Here is a 22,304-nt window from a genome sequence, read left to right as displayed (position 1 = left end):
TATTATCCTGTTTTAAATCGGAGGTAAACTATGGACCCGAGTATTTTCAGTGTTTTGATTTTATCCGCTTATGCTATATACTTTATGTTACCGGCTTACCTAGCCAATGCCAGTGCTCTGACCTTTGGGGGAGGAACACCCCTTGATATGGGCCGATCAATGAATGACGGCCGCAGAATACTTGGAGATGGTGTAACATGGAAGGGGACTATTATTGGTATCCTGATTGGGATGGGCATAGGCCTGCTTCAAGGTGCTGTAACTGGTAACATGGTACAGGATCTTCTGATAATTGGAGATCCAGGAATAGCTCAGCTGGTTCAAGGAACTATAACCACTAACACACTGCAGGGCACATTATTAGGCTTTGCACTGGGTAGTGGTGCGATTATAGGAGATGCTTGTGGGAGTTTTATTAAGAGAAGGTTTAATGTGGAACGCGGACGACCAGTACCCCTAATGGATCAGTTGGATTTTGTGGTAGGTGCAATAATATTCGCATCTTTGGTAATAGTCATTCCCCTTAATTTAATAATCCTTATAATTGTAATAAGCATCTTTCTTCATTTGGGAGCTAACATAATCGCTTATTTACTGGGTATGAAAAACGTTTGGTACTGATATTGTTGTAAATTGATTTTCATCCAGTCATATACTAATATAAAAAATTACACAAGGTTTAAGTCTCCCAATATCCCCTTCTTTTTTTAATAATCTTTCTAAATAGTATAGAAAACTTTTCCCCCCCATAATCTTTTATCGAATAATGATTTTTCTTAATTTACCTTATAGGTATTAGAGATCTTTTTAATCATTTAGTTATTCTTTAAATTGGATTTTTCAAATTTTTGATTATTTTTAGTATTCCTTTATTAACTTGAAGACTGAAGAACTTTGAAACTGGTACTGAAAAGTTGATATGTCATCTGTGCTGCTTGAAGCTGGTTATTCCACTCCGGAATTTCATAGACAAAAACAGGGTACCCTGCATTAGTCAGGGGCCTGTCAATCTGGGATATGGAACTACTCTTCTCACGGGTACTGGATGAACCCGGATAATAATTGAATTGAGGGAGTAACTGGTGAACTGCCTTACCCAGGGTGACTGATTTGGAGTCATGAGTGGGGGTGGCAATGTAGTACCCTTCACCATAGCCCTGTTCATGGTCATGGGCAATGATCACCAGCTGGTAATTTGATTTTTTAATATCTGGAATGGCATATTTTTCAACCAGGTCCTGTCCATTGCTACGACCAATATCAAAGTCCTGGGCCTGGTCAGTTACCGTCACATGATAATCAACCATCTCCACGTTATTCAGGAGAGCGAAAAGTTTCACCACATGGGGCACCAGGTTGGTTGAGAGATCCTCCCGGGGATGCATACCCGTCACCACTGCAATCTTTGCAGCAGGATTCCCATAATGGGAATAAACTTCTCTGGTAACGTATCCCTGCTGATCAGAACCTAAAATGGAGTGTTGACTGGAGTTAGCAAATAAGAATATTGCTACAATCCCCAGGATTATAGCCAAGATTATCCAACTCTTTTTCATAGAATCATGATTCCCTATTTAATCAGATTTATATGTTGTCATGTGATGCAAATCCATATTCCTTATTTAATGCTAATTTACCCAATATCTTCCGATGAAAACCCTATAATTGATTTAGGTTTATATTTTAGTAGTATATGATTTATTTTCCTCTTTCTAGAAACTTTTCCATTAGAATAGCAGTTCCCACTGCTGGTGCCACTACACAATCCTCCTTGCTGAGGATTTCTTCCATGGTTCTAACCTCCAGACCCAGGAGTTTTGCAGCTTCACATCCAATGATGTTCATTCCCAAACCAGTGACAATTACCAGTTCAATATTTTCTCGGCCACTGACTTCTTCAAGGGCTTCAGCCACCTGTTCCACCTGTTTCTGGTAGATGAACCTGGCAATTTCCTCCACATCATCCGGACTCAACAGATCCAGATCTCCACATACCACCCGTGCTAGTCTTAAAAGTGAATTTTCCCGGGATTTATCCTCCCCATCAGGGGTTTCTGAGGTGTAGTCTTCCATGGTGATGTTTCCCAAGACCAGATGCACATCGGCAGTTACTGCGAAAATTTCCGAGGCAATGCGCACCAGTTCATCTTTTAATGGTACTTTATCCACCAGAGTGGCCACGTTAGTACGGAGAGTCCCGGTGTATACCAGTTCCCCAGTTGCCAGCCTCTCCAGATCAGTTCTTCCCTTGGCACATTCAGTACCATTTTTAATGGGAATTATATCGGTGGTGGTACTTCCAGTATCGATGAATATACAATCAGGGGCCATGAAGGCTGCTAGTGGTGCGGTGGCAATCCAGTTAGCGGCAGCCAGTTCCTGGGGATTTTTTTGAACTGATTCATAATCCATCATACCATTAAGACCAACAAAGGCAACTGGAAGGTTGAATGTTTCCATAACCATCCCCGAAATATCCAACACGCCTTCACTCTTACTCTGGTAACTATCAGCTAGTTCGGCAGTCATGGAAATACCTACTGCATCGATCTCATCGATATCTTTATCTAAAAGTTCTAAGAGGGTTCGGGATAGCTCATCTTTTTTATTCCACATGGGCAGGTAGGAAAAATCAGTTCTTATGTTGATGATTTTTCCCTTTTCATCAAATTCAACCACAGCCAAGTCGGTATTTGCTCCTCCAATATCAAAACCTGCAATTTTCAATTAATCACCTTGAATGAGAAATTTTTACAATCCAATAAAAGATTTAAAAGAGTGAATTTATTATTCATGTTATTATTATAACCATCTTAGTTCCAAACAAACTAAATTTATAACTTATGGAATCATGTCCTTCAACTAATCACATTTAAATTGAGTCTGTTCCCCTTTTTTTGAATTTCTATCTCTCTTTCCAGGGTGAATTCCCCGGGAAGTTTACCCTGTGTAGATTGAACTATGGCTTCCCCTAAATTAAAGTTGAGCATATTTCTAAGGGCCACGTAGGGTGTAGTTATCCTTGAGTTAATCTCCACCAGATAAACCTCATCATCATCCAGGATCATGTCCACCCCCACATAACCCTTCAGTCCACTGATGGATTCAACTGCTTTTTTAGCTACCTTTTTAGCTTCCTTTTCCAGGGGATGAGTCATGGGGACTTTTCCACCATTATAATTAATGGTTCCATTTTCAGTGCTGATATTCTGTTGATTTAGGCTGAGGGGTATTGCTCTTTTACCGTTACTGAGTAAACTTACACTGGCGCTATCTCCTTCTATGTAATCCTGCACCAGGAAGTAGGGGAGACTGCTTATCGCTCTCACTTTCCGGGTTGCAGATTTAAAAGATTCTTCAGAGTCCACAATTTGCACCGCTGAACAGGAAACCCCATCTGAAGGTTTAACCACCTTTTCTCCAGATATTCCCGGGGCATATAATCCAATATCTTCCCAGGCCACACGATGAGTGGGGATAACTGGGACTTTATCCTTGAGGATCCGGTAGGTGAGATATTTATCCGAACAAATGCGTACTGCATCGGAATCTGATCCTACCACCTGAACCCCACTTTTCTCAATGGCTCTGGTTAATCCACATAGTATGAAGTCTTCCTCAGGAGCTATAGGTAAACAGTAATCATACTGAGAGATGTTATCCAAAATCCAGTCGTCAATGGATCCTTCTATAACTACTGGCTTACATTGGCTTCCTTCGATTGAATCTATATTTTTGGATATGAGATAGCTGGCAGGTAAACATTCCAGGTCACAGGTAAGGCCACGGAGCATTGCTTTACCTTCTGCAGTTAAAGCAGGGTCCTTGATCCCCAGTGCACTGGCGTATTCAAAAATTAAGAGGTTCAAGACCTTCCAACTCCCTTGAAAACTACTCCCTTCTTCTGGAATGTTTCCCGGTCAAGAATAGGGCGAGTACATACTAATAATCTGTTTTTAATCATTTCCGGCCTAATGTTCCGGTAAAGATCATGATCAGTTACTAAAACCACACAATCGGTAGAAAGGGCAGTTTCCAGGTCTACAACTTTAGCCCCCCAGAGTTCAATGGACTCAGAGGGAACATAAGGGTCATTGACCAGAACTTCAGCCCCTTTACCATCCAGTTTCATGATTAATGGTTTTGCAGGTGTTTCCCTTGCATCAGCAACGTTTCCTTTGTAAGCCACACCTAATACTCCAATTTTAGATGCGGAGATAATTTTACCCTTATCTTCCAGAGCTTGTTCCACAATTTGAACTACTTCTCCAGGCATGTCTTCGTTTACCTGTCGGGAGGTCTGGATCAGGGGTGTTTCCACTCCCCTTTCCCGAGCGATTTCCACAATGAAGTAGGGGTCTATGGATAGGCAGTGGCCGCCCACTCCTGGTCCTGGTGTGTGTATGTTCACCCGAGGATGGTGGTTGGCAGCCTGGATAGCTTCAATGGCATCCACTCCTAAAGCATTGCAAACCAGAGCCATTTCATTGGCCAGGGCTATGTTGGTATCACGATAGGTGTTTTCCATTAGTTTAACCATTTCTGCAGTTACCAGATCCTGCACCATAATGATTTCACCCCCGGTGATCCTCTGGTACAATGCTGCTGCCATTTGAGTACTTTCAGGGTTAATTCCACCTATCACCCGCGCATTGTGGGTCATTTCATATAATGTATTGTTAGGTAGGGCTCTTTCAGGGGTGTAAGCCACTTTAAAGTCTTCTCCTGCTTTAAGCCCGCTTTCCTCCAGTAAAGGGATTACCAGATTTTCACAGGTTCCTGGTGGCACTGTGCTTTCAACAATAACCAGATCATCCTTTTTTAAACCTTTTGAGATGGATCTGGATGCCGAGTTAACTGCAGTGAGATCCGATTTTTTGTGTTCATCCACTGGAGTGGGAACGATGATCATGATGGTTTTAGCCTTTACTAGTGCGCTTAAAGAGTCATTAGTAGCGGATAAACAGCCATTTCCCACTGCTTGTTTAACCATATCTTCCAGGCCAGGTTCCATAATTGGAGATCTTCCCTTGTTAACCATTTCCACAGTTTCATTGTTGATATCAACCCCCACCACTTTCAAGCCACTCTTTGCCAGAAGAGCAGCTGTGGGAAGCCCCATGTGGCCTAAACCGAATATTGCTATAGGTGAATTTTCTTTAATCATTCTCTATCCCCTAAATTAAACCATTATTTTTGTTGAAGATTTTTCTGTTGTAAGATAAATTTTTTTAACCTTGATTAGTTCCAGTAATGGATCTTATTAAATTGTCTAACAAAAATCCTTAAAAATTCAAAATGTAAATGGAGTTTAATCATTTAATACCTATGAACGTTTGGTAATCTATTTTAGACTGGGTACACATTAAACACTTGGACAATTATTTAAAATTTATTGGAAAGGATTTGAAAAAAACTTCAGGCATTGAAAGTCTTTAAATTAAAAATCATTTAAATCTTTTTTTTAATCTCTTTACTTTTTTAGTTTAATTATATTTTCGTTTTCCATAAATTGGAAAAAAGAGAGAAAAGGATGATTATAAATCAGGATCACTTAATTGGGTAACCATTATGGTTTTACCATTTAGGAGAAGATCCGATCTTGGATATTCAGTATTATCACCATTAAATACGATATTTACAATACATTTTGGATTTTTTTCCTCGAATTGGGCCACAGTAACTGGTTCATCCACCAACAAAAGTTTCTTCACCTGTCTTCCAGTTATACTTTCAGGAGGTTTGATTTCCAGCTTTCCCTGGTCGTGCGCATTCTGTATAGCATCGACAATCTGTTTAGAAGTAGTGCCATCACCATATGGATTAGGTGCTTCCTTCATCCTTTGATAAAGTCCCTCATCACCCAGTATCATGGAGACAGTTTCGGTTATTTTTTCAGTATCGGAACCCACCAGGATATTACCCCCTGCATGGACTGTTTCTGGTCGTTCGGTGTTGTACCGAAGGGTTAAGCATGGTATATCAAGGGTTATGGCTTCTTCCTGGATTCCACCGGAATCAGTCATTATTAACTTGGAATTGGACTGGAGGATCAGGAAGTCAAGATAACCAATGGGCTTTATCATCTTAATGTGCGGGGCTTTTTCAAGTTGAGAAAACATTCCAAATTCTTTGAGGGTTTTCATAGTACGGGGATGTACCGGGAAGACAATGTTAAGGCCTTCAACTTTAAGGAGAGCTTCTACTATGTTTTCCAGTCTTTCCCGGTCATCAACATTCTCGGCACGATGTAAAGTTAATAACAAGATGTCACCATCAAGTTCCAGTTGGGGCATGATCTGGGAGGTTTTACCAGCAATTTTAAGGTTCCGGTAACAGGCATCCACCACAGTATTGCCCGTGATGAAAATATTTGTAGGAGATATTCCCTCAAATAACAGATTTATGGCAGTTTCCTCGGTGGGCACAAAGAAGAGGTTGGTGCACACATCTGCCACCATACGGTTTATCTCCTCCGGCATGGTCTTATCATAGGAGCGGAGTCCGGCCTCCACGTGTCCCACTGCTATGTGTAGTTTAGCTGCAACCAGGGCCCCGGCTAGAACCGCATTGGTATCACCCTGCACCAGGACAATGTCTGGTTTTTCAGAAAGGAGAACTTTTTCAATGCCCTCCATCATAACCGCGGTTTGTTTCCCATGGGAATCTGAACCCACCCCTATGTTGTAGTGGGGTTGGGAGAGTTCTAGATCCAGGAAAAACTGCTGGGACATTTCATGATCGTAATGCTGACCAGTATGTATTAAAATGTAATCAATTCCCCTTTTATCCACTTCATCAATTAAAGGGGACATTTTGATGATTTCGGGTCTGGTGCCTATTATAAACGCTATTTTCATAAATCCACAACCATCCTTGTTCTGATTATTAAAAAGGTAAATTCAATGTATTATAATTTGATATCTAAATATAGATGGGATTCATTAATAAAGATTCCATAAAATCAGGGGGCCCAAAAATCTTAAATCATACCAATTATCCGGGGATAAAATCATTGGTAAGTTTAATGACGGAACTAGTTAAGGAAAAATAGTGAACATAAGGGATAAACCTTAAGTGATGGTCTTAATTGATTAACTTAAGTTAATCAATGATTTCTTCAGTTTAGAGTATAATTTAGCCAATGGACTAATAGTTATTGGTTGATCTTTTTCTTTGAGCCCTATAGTCATCCATTATCTTTAAAAGCTTATTTTGTTCTTCTTTTTTCTTCCTTTCTTCCTGATTTTGTTTCCATTGGGCAATTTCCCTTTCCAAATCCTGGGAACGGATAACAGCAAAGTCATCAGCCATTTCCAGATCCACCCTATCCAGTTCAATTAAGGGGACCATGTGTTTTTCAAATTCCTCTTTAGCCTGATGAGACATTTTATCAGTTGTCAGAACTGCCTTTACCCCCAAACCAACCAGTAATGCAGCAGTTTGGGAGCCTCCACCTTCAGAACTCTTTAATAGAACTACATCTCCCCTTTTAATGTTCCATGATCCAGTTGCTTCCCTTATGGCATCTTTTGAGAATGATTCTACGATTTTAACTGGTGATGCTTCCCTGGAAAGTTCCATAGCCCTTATGCGTTTTATAGATTTTAATTGATCCTCTAATTCCTGTCTTAAACCTTTTTCATAATTGTATTTCTCTTGAAGTCCCCTTATGATTGCTTTTTTAGTGGCAATTTCCTTCTGATGTAAGATATTCTGGGAGTATTCATACTGTAATCGTTCCAGTTTATGTTCCAGTTGAGATATCTCATTCTGATATTTCTGGAGATCATTGTCCATTATGCTGTTTTTATTTTGTAAATTTCTGATCTGCTTTTGTTGGGATTTTAATTTGTTTTTTAAACCATAAATAATTTCAGAACCGTTTTTTGACGATGAAATAGAAGATATCCCATTGGAATCTCTCTTTTTAGGATAAGATTCCTTCTCATTAGTGGCGGTGGTTGATATGCTGTCATGTTTTATTTTTTCAATAATGGCATTTAGGGCCTTGGTAATCGGAACCTCATTTATAACCATAATTTTCACACCATCAACCATGGACTGAGGTATATCCAGATCTAGTGCCCTTCTTTCAATCTGTTCCAGTTTCTTCTGGTATTTTTTATAGCCCTGAATGGCAGCTGCAAGTGCATCCCGTTCATGAGCATTTCTTGGTAAAGAAACTGGTTCAACATCCCCGGACCTATGCACTAAAAAACGATTATCGTAATGAATGTAATCATCCACCATCCCAGTCTTGGCACTCACCGCCAGATCACGGTAAGGAGCATATATCTTAGAATTAAGGGCCGCAGCCATCTTTTTCACCATCTTCGGGGGTTGGTGAACATCAGTGGCCACTAAGACTGTTTTCCCGAAACTGATGATGTGTTTGGTAATCTCTGCACGGGAAACTTCCTTACAACTGTTAACACTTAATATTTCTCCTGATAAATCTAGAATAGCTACCCCTACAGTCATCCCAGGGTCAAGGCCAACTATGATCCCTCTTTGACTTTTAGAAGACCCTGAATATTCAGATGTGTCTAGAATAAGCTTATCTTTAAAATTATGAGGGTACCGGTGAACCAGACGATTTCCTCCTTTGGGATACTATCTTAGTACTTACTCTGAACAATTTTATGTTTTTGTTACTATTTATTATTTCCCCCGATTCATTACTTAGAATAAGTTTGTAGAAGTAGACTGGGTTAATTTTTTAAAAAGGAGTAGTATAAAACCTAAATAATTTCATTTCCACCCCAATACTCCCATCATCTCCTTTGTTGCGGCAACCATCTTCTGATGGTTAAAACATTCCACCCCCAGGGCCTTGATAAACCGTGTCCGGGCATAATTATCTTCATTAAACACCACACCCAGATAGAAAACATCCACAAGAATGAGACTCTCCGGAGTCATTGGTGTGATGGCGGCCTGATAATCAGGATCCAGACATTTCTGTACATCTTTTACTCCCAGCTCTCCTTTTCCCACCCTATCCAAAACTGTTACCATCTTTCTAACCATATTCCACAGGAAACTCTCACCCTCAACCTCCACTAGGCACAACTGATTTTTGGGTACGATAGCAACTCTATCCACTTTCCTAATGGGATTACGTTCATTTCTTCTAGAAAAATTTATGAAATTGTGGGTTCCCTCCATCAAATGGGCTGCTTCCTGCATTTTATTTATATCCCACTCATCTTCCTGTTGGTTGCACAATACATATCGATAGTGTCTTTTATGGGCGAATCGGGTTTTGAATCCCATTGGCACCCTGGCGGATCCTAAAATCCTTACATCCTGCGGGAGGAGATCGTTTATTTGATTAATTATTGGCTCTTTATCTGTGCAGAATGAAACCACATTCCCCAGGGCATGGACTCCCCGGTCAGTGCGCCCTGCAATGGAGTAATTAGATTGTCCCAGATTTTCAATGGCACCTGATTCTTTAAGGGCACTGATTAGCTCACCTTCAACAGTGCGCAGGTTTGGTTGTCTCTGAAATCCGTAAAAATCTGTTCCCAAATAAGCAACTTTTAAAGCTACCCTAATCATAACATCATCCTCTATTAATTCTCCTAACTCCCCTGTAAATAAAAATATGGCCCTTAATTTGTAAATACCCTGTTGTGAAAATATCTAAAAATCTCGTTAAGTATTTGTGAATGCTATATTTCTAAGCGATAATTAATATTCTCATTTTACTATACTATTAGATTACTATTCCCTTATCCGATGATTTAGGGATGACTTTGGATGAAAATTTATTGATACTAATAGGAAAAAATTTGAATTATAAATAAGAATATTATTGAAAAATGGGTTAAGGTGAATTTATGATAATTATGCCTGCTGTTGATATTAAAAACGGTAAATGTGTGCAGTTAGTGCAGGGTAAACCCGGAACCGAGCAGATTGTCCTGGATAATCCTGCTGAAGTTGCCCTGGAATGGGAAGAAAAAGGAGCCAGTGTTTTACACGTGATTGATCTGGGCGGGGCTTTGGAAGAAGGTGGGAACATCTCCGTGGTTGAGGAAATCCTTAAAAAAGTTTCAGTGCCGGTTCAGATGGGTGGAGGTATTCGTAGCATGGATGATGCCACCTGTTTATTGGATATGGGTGTGGATAGGATTATACTGGGAACCCTAGCCATTGAAAACCCGGAAACTGTTGAAGTATTATCTGGTGAATTTGGCAGTGAAAGAATTATGGTGGCCCTGGATAGTAAGGACTCCCAAGTAGTGGTCCGGGGGTGGACTGAAAAAACAGCCCAGACCGCACCCCAGTTGGGGAAAATCATGGAAGAAAAAGGAGCAAGTGGAATATTATTCACCAATGTGGATCATGAAGGCCTATTGGGTGGATTTAAGGTTGAACCTCTCCTGGAACTATTGGAAGCTGTGGATATACCTGTGGTTTATTCTGGTGGTGTGAGTACCCTGGAAGACCTAGCAGTCCTCAGTCAGACCGGTGCCTATGGTGTGGTGATTGGCTCCGCACTTTACAAAGGGACCCTGAACCTTGAAGATGCCCTCAATTACGAGAAAAAGTAATCCTTACTTTTTCCGTATTTTTCCCTAATCCTTTCATTTTTTTCTTATTATCTAATTCAATTAAAACATTAAAATATCTAACAAACTGATAATGACTAGTAAATTAATGTGAAAATTAAATTCTCCATAGTTAGAAGTATTATTTTACTTTATCAGCAAATCCCCGGTTAATCATAGTTTTTTCAGCAATAAAAACTACTTTACGTATTTTCAGAATCTGATCTGGATTGGTGGATATGGAACTGATACCAGTTTCCACCAGCCATCTGACAATAGCTGGATCCGATCCGGCATGGCCACAGATGCAAGTTTCAATATGATTCTGGTTGCATTTCTTAATCACCATTTCAATCATATGTAAAACTGACTTGTGAGTTAGGTTAAAGTGTTTTGCCACTTTCACCCCTCTCCTGTCCACTGCCAGGGTACACATGGCCAGATCACTCATCCCCAATGTCACAAAGTCCAGCCCTTCCTTTATGAACTCATCCAGAGTGAAAACTGCAGAAGGGGTTTCAATGGAGACCCCTACAGGTAAGTCACGGTGTGGTCGGATTCCAACCTCACACATGATGTTCTTGGCTTCCCGGTATTCAGAAACATCCCTTACTAATGGTACTTTAACCCCTAAATTATCATAACCCTCATCCAAAAGTTTTGATATGGCTTCAAATTCTGCCTTCAGGATTTCAGGATTTTCAAGATCTTTATGGATACCTCTCAATCCCAGTAAGGGGTTATGTTCGTCTGGTTCAATGCTACCACCATCTAAACGTTTCAATTCATCGGTGGCTATGTCAAAGGTACGGAACCATACGGGTTTAGGATGGAATGCATGGGCTATCAATCTAACCGAGTCAGCAATGACTTTACTTAGTCTTCCCTCATCCAGGAGTACCTGGGGGTGTTTTCCAGTACGGATGATGCTGTTTTCAATTCGGATGGATCCCACCCCCTCAGACCAGGGTGCCACTTTCCAGGCTATTTCCGGGATATTGAGGTTGACCTTGATTGGGGTGGCAGGATAGTGCACTTCGGAAGAATCTGTTTTATCGTCCCTTTCCATGAAACCTTCATATATATTACCGGTTTTTCCGTCCACCGTTACAAGGGTACCTTCTTTTAGTTTTGTACTTCCACTGCCAGTTCCCACAATGCAGGGTACTTTCATCTCCCTGAGTATTATGGCCACGTGGCTGGTGATACCACCGTAATCTGTCACCACACCCCCGGCCTGGTGAAGATAGGATAACATGTCTCTGGAAGCCCGGGATACCACCACTATCTCCCCTCCCTTCAAATCCCGGAGATCTTCATCATTTCCTATCTTTTTAACATGCCCTACTCCCACGTAGGGCCCGGTCCCAATTCCCCTTAAAATAATCATGTGATATAACTATGTGTAATGGTTATGGAAATAATTTGGGAAAATTATGTTGTAGAAATAATACTGGGAGTTAAAAATGAATAAAAGTAATTTAAACATGTTGCACGTCATTATAGGTCTAAAGATTATATTTTAAAAAAAAAATAGGGGAAAGGAAAAAATATGAGGAATTCATTATTTTAGAGGAAAACATCCCAGCCCTATATAAACCCTAATTAAATGAATTATCCAATTTAATGGGCGAATCTTTCAATGAATGAAATAATTTTCTCTAATTTCCCTTTTAACGGCCCAGTTTTGTTGCTTAATTTGCGAATAGCACTTATATCACTTTTTTTAAGCCCTCCCACCAGTATAAGAGCAACCACGTAAACAGTGGCAGCCAATATCATAACCAGCAAGAAAACAAAGTATTTGGAAAAGAAGGTAATAGAGTTGGAAAGTGAGGAGCTTAAAGTTGCAGAGCTAATTAAGAGGCTTTGAGGTATTAATAGTAATACCGCTCCCATTATCCCTGCGGCCAGTACAATTCTACCCAAATCTTTGTACTCTAGTTTTACATCGGCTACTTGTAACGTTTTCCAGACAATAGTGGACATTATGAAAAGGGCAGTGATGGTTGTAGCTGCTGCAGCGCCGGTTATACCATAAAGAGGAACTAGGTACATGCTCAATGCAACATCCAATATAACTCCTGCAATTAAAATTACCATGGGGAGGTATGGTTTTCCCAATCCCTGAGCTATACTGGAGGAGACTGTGTAAATGGTGAAAAACAACATTCCAATTGATAGTAGTTGTAGGGCGGCTGCACCATTCATGTAAGCTGAATTTACGTAAAGTAATTTCATTATGGGTGTGGCGAATACAAAGGTTCCCACGCACATGGGAAGCACTACTAAACTAACGTAACGATAGGACTGGTTCACATAACCTTTAAGTACGTGCCGGTTTTTTAAGCCCATTGCTTCTGCAGTTGCCGGGAGTACCGCGGTGGCAACTGACATGGAAATTATGAGCGGTAAACGAGCCACAGGGGTGGCGGCACCGTAAAATCCCAGTTGTTCACTGGCTAGATATCTTCCCACAATGAAATTTCCAATGGCATCAAATAGGGCGGTTTCAGCGAGCCCGGTTATGAGAACGGGTAATGCGAAAATAATAAGCACTTTAGCTAATGATAATTCCTGTTTTAGGGTGAATGACAGCTTCACATCTTTAAGACGTTTGCCCAGCCCCCTCCGGTAAAGGTAATATCCAGCTAGTGCTGAGAATAAGAAACCTATGGCTGTACCTGTAACTGCTCCAGCCACCTGAAATCCCACCCAAATAAGGATTATGGCACTGCTGATCATGAAAACCTGTTCAAAGGCCTTGGTGATAACAATGTTTCCCATCTGGAAAACACCTTGAAATGCACCCCGGAAAACACCCACCACTACACTGAAGGGAGTGATCAAAGCTACCAACTTTAGGGGAAGTGCAGCTTCTGGTTTATGAAAATAACCATATGCCAATGGATCTGCCAGTAAAAAGATTATTAAACTGAAAAATAATCCCAGAACAATTACAATCTTAAGGGAGGTGTGGATTACTTGTTTCACCATTTCTTCATCGCCTTGAGCTGAATACTCAGACACGTGCTTGGCAATGGCTGGTGGCATACCTCCTGAAGCTATTTGTATCAATATACTCTGTGTTGGGAGGGCTAGATTTAGTATACCAAAACCAGCTGGACCTAATAGGTTGGCGGTGACAAAACGGTAAATATAGCCCCCAACACGGAATATGAAATACCCAATCAGCATGATCAGGCTTCCTCTGGCGATTTTTGAACTCATTATAATTACCGATTAATATTAGTTTTCAAATAAAAGTTATCTAGACTTATTTCATCTATTACCCGAGAGATTTTTTTTTATCTTAAGGATTCAATTCACTAATTTCTTATTTATAAAACTAACGTTTATTAAACCCAACTATGTACTGATCACGCACATACCCCTACAACTGACCTTAAGGTGGGAAGGTAAAAAAAGTCAGTGCCCCTCCCACAACAGTTAAAATATAGTTTCAGTAAATAGGTTTTTATCACTGGAGAAATAGTTATAAATGATTGAATAAAACTGAACTTTTACTGGAATTACCTTATTTGTATATTTAATTTAACATATAATTATTAAAATAGGTTTTTAGGAGAAGTGTAATTATTAAAACTGTAATGGCTACTGGAACATTTGATTTAATACATCCAGGTCATGGATTTTACCTTGAAGAGGCAAAAAAGTTAGGAGGGGAAGGTGCTCGTCTGGTGGTGGTTATTGCCAGGGAGTCCACTGTGCGTGCCAGGAAAAGGGTACCAATTATCCCTGAAAAACAGCGCCTGGAAGTGGTTCAGATGCTTAAAATGGTGGATGAAGCAGTGCTGGGTAGTGAAACCGACATGTTCAGCACGGTCCTCAAGATTAAACCAGATATCATTGCCATTGGCCCGGACCAGAACTTCAACCTGGACCATTTAAGGGAAGAACTCAAGAAAAGGAGTATTGAAGCGGAAGTGGTTAAGATAGAACGTTACCACCGGTCCACATTGGATAGTTCCTGTAAGATTATCAGGAAGATTAAAGAGTCTGATTTCCCTCCAGGTAGTTTTAAACACTGTTAATTACTTGTTAAGCCGGAAGTAGGGGGCTGGAGTTTTAAATGGAAATCACTGCCTCCGATATAGGGATGGTAAATTACTCCCCCAACACTATAAAACCCCCTATGATTTACTCTTACTCGCAGATGAAACTGTTGAAGCCATCAACAATTATATTAAAGATTCTGAAATATTCATATTAGAAAAAGAAGATAAAATTATAGGGATCTATGTTCTTCAAATCATCGGACTATTAGAGATGGAGATAAAAAATATTGCGGTGCATGAAAGATTTCAGGGACAGGCAATAGGAAAATTTTATTAAAAGATGCTACCGCCAGAGTGAAGGGAAGATGATATTAATCACTTCTCATTGGAAGAGCAGAGGGTGCAACTAAACAGTTACACTTGTACCAAGGGGAAGGTTTTGAAATATTTGATATTAAGAAGGATTTTTCCCAGATAGTTATCCAGAACCCATTTACGAAAATGGGAAGATGCTTAAGGATATGTTAATGCTTAAAAAAGATCTTTAAAAAGATCTGTAATGACTTTAATAATTTAAAATTAAATTTCTAGTGATTTTTCCATTATAACTTGATTAATAATTTTAATTTTTTCTACCATCCAGTTTTTAGTGTTACTTAACCAATATCTGTCCAAAAACCATTCATTAAAAGTTATCATAACTTTAATGTTTATTTAACCCATAATGATTTATCTTAACCCCTAATGTTTTTTAAAATTAACAGAGCTATCGCTAAGGGAATATAAAAAAAGAAAAAAAATAAGTGTTTAAAATGGCAGCGAAGCATAGGTGCCTTTATAAGTCCACGTGTTGGTATTCCAGTTGTTGATTACTCCTAGCGAATTTCTGGAGCTAGTAGCATCCGCATTGTACCATTGTCCGTTTACATATATCTGAGCCCAAACATGACCATACCAATTACCACTAGTAGTGAAATAACAGTATCCATGCTCGTATCTTGCAGGTAATCCAGCTGCTCTGGCAAGGGCCACGACTAAATGTGAATGGTCACAGCAATTGGCACTTCCAGAAGTGAGAGTTTCCACCGCTCCCTTCTGAGAGTTGTAGTAGTATGAATAATTTATGTTGTCTCTCACCCAGTTATAGACGAGAGTGGCCTTTTGATAGCTGGAAGTTGCACCAGAGGTTATACTCTGGGCCAATGCAATTATACGGGGGTCGTTAACCTGGCAATTTGTAGTTGCCTGCAGGTACTGTTGAAGTTCAGCTGGTACAGAGGGTTCTTTAGCCACCACACTATTCCATGGTTTCATGGTTGCATAGTTTGGTAGGTTCTGGTTTTCTCCGTAGAATGCAACCACTCTACTGTAAAGGTAGAGCAGTGATTCAAATCGTAAATTTCCCAGGGATGATGACCCATAATTGGGTGCTATACCATTGGAATCAATGAATGATTTTACTCGTATAGCAAGGTCAACATACTCAGTTTTATCCAAGTTTCCACTGGTCATTTGCTCTTGAGGACTTGATGCTACTGAAACACTAGGTAAAGCTATGAGGCTTGTGATACCGCTATTTAATTGAGATGTGCATGTGGTGAGTAAATACAGGAACTGGCCCTGGTTAACTGCCACACCACCCACCGTAATCCAGGTAGGCAGATACTTGTTACCCTCAATGAACAGCTTCACATCCTTAGCAGCCCTAGCAATCTCTGCAGCAGTGAAAGTATTGGAATCTTTCACCGGGAGGTTACTAGGAGACCAAGCCTTAACCACAGCAGAGCTCTGTAAACTACCACCAGTAAGATAATTAGATAAAATCCTACTGTACATGTAGATCACCGATTGATAACTCTGCAAACCCAGAGAACTCCTGCAAAGCGAAGGTGACTGATGATTACCCTCAATGAAACAAGCAATTTCATTCGCAAGCTTCACATAGGCACTCAAAGACAAAGTACCCCCACTAAGACTCTCACCACTAACAGACGGCACAGCACAATCAACCAAACTAATTGCACTACCATCACCGTTCTGAATATGCACAGTGGCTTCAGTGAGTAAATACATGAACTGTCCCTGGTTAACCAAAACACCTGCCACCGTAATCCAGGTAGGCAGATACTTGTTACCCTCAATGAACAGCTTCACATCCTTAGCAGCCCTAGCAATCTCTGCAGCAGTGAAAGTATTGGAATCTTTCACCGGGAGGTTACTAGGAGACCAAGCCTTAACCACAGCAGAGCTCTGTAAACTACCACCAGTAAGATAATTAGATAAAATCCTACTGTACATGTAGATCACCGATTGATAACTCTGCAAACCCAGAGAACTCCTGCAAAGCGAAGGTGACTGATGATTACCCTCAATGAAACAAGCAATTTCATTCGCAAGCTTCACATAGGCACTCAAAGACAAAGTACCCCCACTAAGACTCTCACCACTAACAGACGGCACAGCACAATCAACCAAACTAATTGCACTACCATCACCGTTCTGAATATGCACAGTGGCTTCAGTGAGTAAATACATGAACTGTCCCTGGTTAACCAAAACACCTGCCACCGTAATCCAGGTAGGCAGATACTTGTTACCCTCAATGAACAGCTTCACATCCTTAGCAGCCTTAGCAATCTGTGCAGTAGTAAACTGGGTGGTGGATGTGTTGTTGTTAGAGTTTGATGTTTTGAAGAAATCTTTATCCAACCATCCGTATCTGAAGAGTGCAAATCCTGATGACCCTCCAGATAGGGCGGATTGTATGTCTTGGTTGATTTCTTTTACTGATAGTGCTACTAAGTTACTGTCGCTCTTGTAAGTTTGCAATCCTGCCACCACCGGTTTGGTGGAGTGGCTTACTATGTAAGCTGTGGCCGAAGTTATCCAATCATTGTCTTCATTATAGTTTCCCTCATAGATCATGGGGACCAGGAAGTCAAGATAGTTGGATAACTGGACATAATCTTGCCCATAGTAATAGGCATTAGCTGCTCCTTCAGGCATGAGTGCAGCTGAAACAGCTACCTTTGCCTTTATGGATTTTACAGTGTTGTACACTCTCTGGACGAAGCTAGTTATTGCTTCAGTGCCTCCGGAGTGTTTATAGGCTGTTCCAGGGTAGCGGACATAGTCTAAGTGAATTCCAACAATGTTGTAGTTTGTTGTGATATCTTTTACGGCTTTTACCAGTGCGTCAGTGGTATTACTGTCTTTAGGATCAACCCAATTCCCGTTTGCATCTACGAAACAGGTTATCCAGGCATGGATCCGTATTTCTGTACCTTGTAGTTTGTTTATTATGGTCGTCAGGACATTCTGATATGTAGGATATGATATGCGGTTTGCCTTGACGAATACGTCCGTAATTCCGGCGCTTATTAATTCGTTGACATCGACGTTGTTTACGTCGTCCACATTCAACCATAACCCGTGGACATTATTATAGGTTCCATCTGCTGCTGCCGCAGTGCAATTTTGAATGGTATCTGTTTGGTTGCTGTTTTGGGATGAACTATTTTGAGTGTTATTGGTAAGTTCTGATGTCTGGTTTTCTTGTTGATTGGTTCCTGTATCATTAACCACCGTGGTGGTTGTATTCTGAATAGTAATTGGGATTGTGGTGTTTTCTGCAATTTCGCTGATGTTGGTTGTGTTCGTGAAATTATCTGAATCTGATTGATTTGGGGTAGCATAGGTAATACTCGATGCCAGCATGACTACTGCGAGTAAGAGTAGCATAGCCAGCGACCATTGTTGCTTCAGTATTATGCCCCCTCATTTGTTTGCATGTCAGTTGAACACAGATAGATTGGTTCCTGACACAATAAGATCGTCCTTTTCTGCATATAAATCTTTTCATTTATTTTTGGCTAAAAATCCCTTAAATCTGGGTTTTTTATAATTAAAACCCTCAGAATTGGAATTGGTGATGATGATTCCCATTGATGATCTTCCTTTGGTGACACCCCTTATCATCTGAAGCCCGCTCCCTAGTGTACCCCTAAATTTAGGAGTGATGTTGTCTTAAAACAATATTCCAAATCCCCACTCAGATTCTAGACGTTATACAAATATTAAACAAAGAAAAATAGTGATTATTACAGGTAAAAGTACCTGAAGAATGTGATAAAGTGGCAACGAAGATTAAAATCAATTTTATTAGAATAATATGGAAATAATCCCATAATGGAGTCCCATATTTTTTTTGACGTATTATTAATACCTTATATAGCACCAAATACAGTTTACACCTCCCAGAATAAGAATAAATAAATTAAAATATTCTAAATTACTTTAAATAGCCTTAAAAGATTAATTCATCGTATTTTTAGATTATCCCGCGAAGTAACTACGGAGGTGTTATATCAATGCAACAGCCATGATTTTCAATGAAGAATTGATCATACTAACCTGAATGATTAGTATAAATAAAGATAATAATAAGGAATACGAAAGATGGAGAGCGCTATAAAGGTGTGATTAGGCTAATAATGATGATATTTCACAGAAATAAATATATACTTGATAAATTCCCTTGATTAAAAAAATCAATGATTCATGAGTCTCCTACAACAAAACTTATATTTATATTCCATTGATTTTAAAGTCATTTACATGATAATAGAGAAGCTGAAAAGGGCAGTGCAAATTTTGGAAGACTCACCTGAATTTGCACATCTAATCCCCGAGGTCCGGAGTAACATTGTAATGGCACGGGAGAATGCTCAAGGCACAGAAGATGTTGCAGGGATCCCTGGACGTATAACAGCAGTTAAAGGTAGCCCCCTGGCTGTTTCCAAGCCTGATTTCGGTGCTTCATCACATATGGCCCGTCTGGTTTTAAGTGTAATGAAACATGAACCTGGAAAGCGCAGCGCCCTGAACATTAAATATCATCCAGATCTAATTGAAACCTGCCAAAAATTGGGTTTAAGGGTTTCCAGCTATGATCGAAATCAGGAACCATCAGAAGTAGAGGAAAAAGAGGGTAACTCCATATCATGGGGGGTTGAAGTGGCTGTGGAAAATTTAGGTGCGGTTCCAGATGTTATCTTCCACAAAGGTGCCTGGGGAAAAGAGCCCATGATTGTACTGGTGGGAGCCCAACCTGAAGAACTAGCAGATATGGCTGTGTGCCTAGCTAAGCTATTTCTGGCCAGTGAGAGTAAAATGTATAAATAATAAAATACTGATTCATAAAAACCATTAAAAATTTTAAATCATCCATTGCTAGAATTAGCATATCAAACACCATTAAAGGTGCCATTTTAAAACCTTAAAGTGGAGAGTCCAATTAGAATAAGAAGTTATTATAATAACAATTACAATATATAATAGAAAAATGACTAATTGATGGATGAATTATCCAAATCATTGCCAGTTAATAATAACAAGTTAGTTAAAAGAAAATTATCATGTTTGGTGCCAATTCGCACCTATCTATTTATGATTATATGAATATTTGAGGGACTACAATGCATTATAAGATGTATGACGAGATGATGGAGCAACCTCGCTCTTTAAAAGACACCATGGAAATGGAAAAATCTCACATGAAAGAAATAAGTGAGAAATTTCAGGAATTCGACAAGATATATTTGGTAGGATGTGGAAGCTCCCTTTCAACATGTTTTTCATCTAAAGATGCCATGAACATCGTTTCAAACAGGGATCTGGAGGTTTTCACCGGTTACGAATTCTTTTACCATAAAAAACTCCGGGAAAAAAATGCAGGAGTAATCTTAACATCCCAATCAGGAGAAACCGCCGACACCCTGGCAGCACTCCGAAGAGCACAGGATGAAGGAATGTACACCGTATCCATCATAAACGAATCAGAAAGCACCATGATGCAGGAGTCTGATGACGTTGTATTAACCCGGTGTGGCAGAGAAACGGCCATACTAGGAACCAAAACCTACATGACTCAATTAATGTGCCTATACCAGACACTATTCACCCTGGAAGACTCATCTGAAGCTAAAAATGTCCTTAAAGACCTGAAAAAAATCCCAAATATTACCCAGGACCTTCTAAAAAATAGTGAAGAAGATAACAAAACCCTTGCACAACAATACGCAGATTATGACATTTTCTATTGCATGGGAAGCGGTCCCAACTATGGATTATCCTACAAACTGGCCATGACCATGTTCATGGAAGGAGCACTTAAACACGCCTGCCCATTATATTCTGGGGAATTCCGCCACGGACTTATCGAGCGTGTGGAAAAAAACATCCCAGTAATATTCCTAGACGCTGATTACCCTGGAGATGAGTTCACCCGCAAATCAATAGAATTCTCTCGGAAAATCGGGGCCAAAAACATAATCTACAAAATGCAGGATTACACCGACATCAACCCTTTACTGGCACCATTCGTACTGGTAGTGCCCCTGGAATGGTTCATCTATTACCTAGCTCACTACAACAACGAAGATCCTGGAAGAACCCGGCACATTGGGAAGGTTCGGTACTAAACAATTGACTTTGACTATCTTCCCCGTTAATAAACTTTAAATTAGATGGCCATATTAATTAAAGGCCAAATTATACTTATTCTTATTTTTTAGAATAATCCTGATTAAAACAGACCAATTAAAGATATTAAATTTCGGGTTTAGAAATATCTTTATAATAGGGTATTAAAATCAAATAAAGATTAAATTTGGATTTGATTAAAAATAGAATTTAAATATTGTGTAAATTTTAAGGATGACTACTGTATAGGATACTACTGTCTAAATTAAGAATCTGGTAGAGTACAGTCTGATTAATTATAATTTTTAAAAATAAAAAATTTCTGGGAAAAATATTTATTATCCCAGATTTATTATTTTTATCCCCAGTTTTATTTGATCTCTAATTTATGGGTTTCTGCAATCTTTTTGGGAAGTTTTATGGTGAGAATTGCTTCCTCAAAATTGGCATTGGCCTTTTTGATCTTGATTTCTGCTGGTAATTTAATGGTACGGGTAACTTCACCAGAACCTCTTTCCCTTTTTACGTAATTTACCCCTTCATCTTCCATTCCTACCGGGAAAGTGACGGTGATGGTTACTGAATCACTGGTAACATCCACAGATAAAGATTCCTTTTCAACTCCTGGAAGGTCTGCTATGAGTATGAACTCATCAGGAGTCTCAACGAGGTCCAGGTAAGGTGTGGTTGGTGCAGTGTAATCAGTTATGGTTTTCCCCAGATCTTCCTGTTTCTCACGCAGCGTTTTAAGAACATCATTAACCATCTTTTCTGCAGTGGTTCGTAATTCTTCTGTTTTTTCAGATGCACTTTCCCTGAATTCTTTACCTTTATCAGAGACTGTGTCTTTAGCTTCAGTAGCTTTAACTTTAACTTCCTCCCCTTTCTCGGAAACAGAATCCTTAACCTCGGAAGCTTTAACTTTAACTTCCTCCCCTTTCTCGGAAACAGAATCCTTAACCTCGGAAGCTTTAACTTTAACTTCCTCCCCTTTCTCGGAAACAGAATCCTTAACCTCGGAAGCTTTAACTTTAACTTCCTCCCCTTTCTCGGAAACAGAATCTTTAACTTCGGAAGCTTTGGATATAATTTCTTCTTTGGTGTCTTTGCCTTTGGGTTCTAGTTTTGTTTTCTTTTCATCCATAGAAATCCCTCACATACCCTAAAATATCCAAATATACAGGGAGATTCACTAATTATATAAGTTGAGAATTTAACCCAATTAAAGAAATTAACGTTA

17 protein-coding genes are annotated in these 22,304 nt (G+C 39.7%); 6 read left to right on the top strand and 11 right to left on the bottom strand.

Translation table 11 applies throughout. The features are described from left to right. The first annotated feature begins 30 nt into the window (after positions 1-30). Complete coding sequence (locus BK009_RS01690; protein WP_100908837.1) at positions 31-621, top strand: CDP-2,3-bis-(O-geranylgeranyl)-sn-glycerol synthase; 591 nt, start codon at positions 31-33, stop codon at positions 619-621. Between the two features lie 251 nt (positions 622-872). On the opposite strand, the gene BK009_RS01685 is transcribed toward BK009_RS01690, so the two are convergent. The 7 genes from BK009_RS01685 to truA all read right to left on the bottom strand — a co-directional run bounded on the left by BK009_RS01685 (position 873) and on the right by truA (position 9,567). Beyond that, complete coding sequence (locus BK009_RS01685) at positions 873-1,556, bottom strand: hypothetical protein (protein ID WP_100908836.1); 684 nt, start codon at positions 1,554-1,556, stop codon at positions 873-875. A 142-nt stretch (positions 1,557-1,698) separates the two neighbouring features. Beyond that, entirely contained in the window at positions 1,699-2,727 is a 1,029-nt protein-coding gene (locus BK009_RS01680) for a hydantoinase/oxoprolinase family protein (RefSeq protein ID WP_100908835.1), read from the bottom strand. A gap of 131 nt (positions 2,728-2,858) precedes the next feature. Continuing rightward, positions 2,859-3,869: an ATP-grasp domain-containing protein gene (locus tag BK009_RS01675; RefSeq protein ID WP_100908834.1), complete on the bottom strand. Its 1,011-nt coding sequence runs from the start codon at positions 3,867-3,869 to the stop codon at positions 2,859-2,861. After that, positions 3,866-5,167: a nucleotide sugar dehydrogenase gene (locus BK009_RS01670; RefSeq protein WP_100908833.1), complete on the bottom strand. Its 1,302-nt coding sequence runs from the start codon at positions 5,165-5,167 to the stop codon at positions 3,866-3,868. The genes BK009_RS01675 and BK009_RS01670 overlap by 4 nt, the downstream gene beginning before the upstream one ends. 370 nt (positions 5,168-5,537) lie before the next feature. Beyond that, positions 5,538-6,860 (bottom strand): non-hydrolyzing UDP-N-acetylglucosamine 2-epimerase, encoded by a 1,323-nt coding sequence (wecB, locus tag BK009_RS01665; protein WP_100908832.1) that lies wholly within the window; start codon positions 6,858-6,860, stop codon positions 5,538-5,540. Between the two features lie 289 nt (positions 6,861-7,149). After that, entirely contained in the window at positions 7,150-8,484 is a 1,335-nt protein-coding gene (locus BK009_RS01660) for a DUF460 domain-containing protein (RefSeq protein ID WP_236951001.1), read from the bottom strand. A gap of 270 nt (positions 8,485-8,754) precedes the next feature. Beyond that, positions 8,755-9,567 carry a tRNA pseudouridine(38-40) synthase TruA gene (truA, locus tag BK009_RS01655; RefSeq protein WP_100908830.1) on the bottom strand — a complete coding sequence of 271 codons (813 nt, stop codon included), beginning with the start codon at positions 9,565-9,567 and terminating at the stop codon, positions 8,755-8,757. Between the two features lie 281 nt (positions 9,568-9,848). Here truA and hisA point away from each other — a divergent pair, with 281 nt between their 5' ends. Further along, positions 9,849-10,565, top strand: a complete 717-nt coding sequence (gene hisA, locus BK009_RS01650; RefSeq protein WP_100908829.1) for a 1-(5-phosphoribosyl)-5-[(5-phosphoribosylamino)methylideneamino]imidazole-4-carboxamide isomerase — start codon at positions 9,849-9,851, stop codon at positions 10,563-10,565. Positions 10,566-10,704: 139 nt separating this feature from the next. Here hisA and BK009_RS01645 read toward each other — a convergent pair whose 3' ends face one another. Both BK009_RS01645 and BK009_RS01640 read right to left on the bottom strand, forming a co-directional pair. After that, positions 10,705-11,952: a putative PEP-binding protein gene (locus tag BK009_RS01645; protein ID WP_100908828.1), complete on the bottom strand. Its 1,248-nt coding sequence runs from the start codon at positions 11,950-11,952 to the stop codon at positions 10,705-10,707. 233 nt (positions 11,953-12,185) lie between these two features. Next, a complete protein-coding gene (locus BK009_RS01640) occupies positions 12,186-13,793 on the bottom strand; it encodes an oligosaccharide flippase family protein (RefSeq protein WP_100908827.1) in 1,608 nt (535 codons plus the stop codon). Positions 13,794-14,173: 380 nt separating this feature from the next. On the opposite strand from BK009_RS01640, the gene BK009_RS01635 reads away from it, so the two are divergent. Continuing rightward, on the top strand, positions 14,174-14,617 hold the full coding sequence (locus tag BK009_RS01635) for an adenylyltransferase/cytidyltransferase family protein (RefSeq protein ID WP_100908826.1): 444 nt from the start codon (positions 14,174-14,176) through the stop codon (positions 14,615-14,617). A 139-nt stretch (positions 14,618-14,756) separates the two neighbouring features. Then, on the top strand, positions 14,757-14,918 hold the full coding sequence (locus BK009_RS12850) for a GNAT family N-acetyltransferase (protein ID WP_211290144.1): 162 nt from the start codon (positions 14,757-14,759) through the stop codon (positions 14,916-14,918). A gap of 470 nt (positions 14,919-15,388) precedes the next feature. Here BK009_RS12850 and BK009_RS01625 read toward each other — a convergent pair whose 3' ends face one another. Continuing rightward, positions 15,389-18,322 (bottom strand): pseudomurein-binding repeat-containing protein, encoded by a 2,934-nt coding sequence (locus BK009_RS01625; RefSeq protein WP_100908825.1) that lies wholly within the window; start codon positions 18,320-18,322, stop codon positions 15,389-15,391. An 876-nt stretch (positions 18,323-19,198) separates the two neighbouring features. Here BK009_RS01625 and BK009_RS01620 point away from each other — a divergent pair. After that, positions 19,199-19,765, top strand: a complete 567-nt coding sequence (locus BK009_RS01620) for a thiamine-phosphate synthase family protein (protein ID WP_100909701.1) — start codon at positions 19,199-19,201, stop codon at positions 19,763-19,765. A 293-nt stretch (positions 19,766-20,058) separates the two neighbouring features. Next, complete coding sequence (locus tag BK009_RS01615; protein WP_100908824.1) at positions 20,059-21,063, top strand: SIS domain-containing protein; 1,005 nt, start codon at positions 20,059-20,061, stop codon at positions 21,061-21,063. Positions 21,064-21,434: 371 nt separating this feature from the next. Here the strand turns inward: BK009_RS01615 and BK009_RS01610 are convergent, their stop codons facing one another. Next, on the bottom strand, positions 21,435-22,208 hold the full coding sequence (locus BK009_RS01610; RefSeq protein ID WP_100908823.1) for an Hsp20 family protein: 774 nt from the start codon (positions 22,206-22,208) through the stop codon (positions 21,435-21,437). Positions 22,209-22,304: the final 96 nt, after the last annotated feature.

The sequence above is a fragment of the Methanobacterium subterraneum genome (genome assembly GCF_002813695.1).
GTDB lineage: Archaea > Methanobacteriota > Methanobacteria > Methanobacteriales > Methanobacteriaceae > Methanobacterium > Methanobacterium subterraneum.
This window is presented reverse-complemented; position numbering and strand designations above follow the sequence as displayed.

Bases quoted from the DNA above. Each gene is read 5' to 3' on its own strand.
- BK009_RS01635 (WP_100908826.1), top strand. From the start codon at position 14,174: ATGGCTACTGGAACATTTGATTTAATACATCCAGGTCATGGATTTTAC.
- hisA (WP_100908829.1), top strand. From the start codon at position 9,849: ATGATAATTATGCCTGCTGTTGATATTAAAAACGGTAAATGTGTGCAG.
- BK009_RS01640 (WP_100908827.1), bottom strand. From the start codon at position 13,793: ATGAGTTCAAAAATCGCCAGAGGAAGCCTGATCATGCTGATTGGGTAT.
- BK009_RS01670 (WP_100908833.1), bottom strand. From the start codon at position 5,167: ATGATTAAAGAAAATTCACCTATAGCAATATTCGGTTTAGGCCACATG.
- BK009_RS01660 (WP_236951001.1), bottom strand. From the start codon at position 8,484: ATGACTGTAGGGGTAGCTATTCTAGATTTATCAGGAGAAATATTAAGT.
- BK009_RS01685 (WP_100908836.1), bottom strand. From the start codon at position 1,556: ATGAAAAAGAGTTGGATAATCTTGGCTATAATCCTGGGGATTGTAGCA.
- BK009_RS01620 (WP_100909701.1), top strand. From the start codon at position 19,199: ATGATAATAGAGAAGCTGAAAAGGGCAGTGCAAATTTTGGAAGACTCA.
- BK009_RS01615 (WP_100908824.1), top strand. From the start codon at position 20,059: ATGCATTATAAGATGTATGACGAGATGATGGAGCAACCTCGCTCTTTA.
- BK009_RS01690 (WP_100908837.1), top strand. From the start codon at position 31: ATGGACCCGAGTATTTTCAGTGTTTTGATTTTATCCGCTTATGCTATA.
- BK009_RS01625 (WP_100908825.1), bottom strand. From the start codon at position 18,322: ATGCTACTCTTACTCGCAGTAGTCATGCTGGCATCGAGTATTACCTAT.
- BK009_RS01645 (WP_100908828.1), bottom strand. From the start codon at position 11,952: ATGATTATTTTAAGGGGAATTGGGACCGGGCCCTACGTGGGAGTAGGG.
- BK009_RS01610 (WP_100908823.1), bottom strand. From the start codon at position 22,208: ATGGATGAAAAGAAAACAAAACTAGAACCCAAAGGCAAAGACACCAAA.
- truA (WP_100908830.1), bottom strand. From the start codon at position 9,567: ATGATTAGGGTAGCTTTAAAAGTTGCTTATTTGGGAACAGATTTTTAC.
- wecB (WP_100908832.1), bottom strand. From the start codon at position 6,860: ATGAAAATAGCGTTTATAATAGGCACCAGACCCGAAATCATCAAAATG.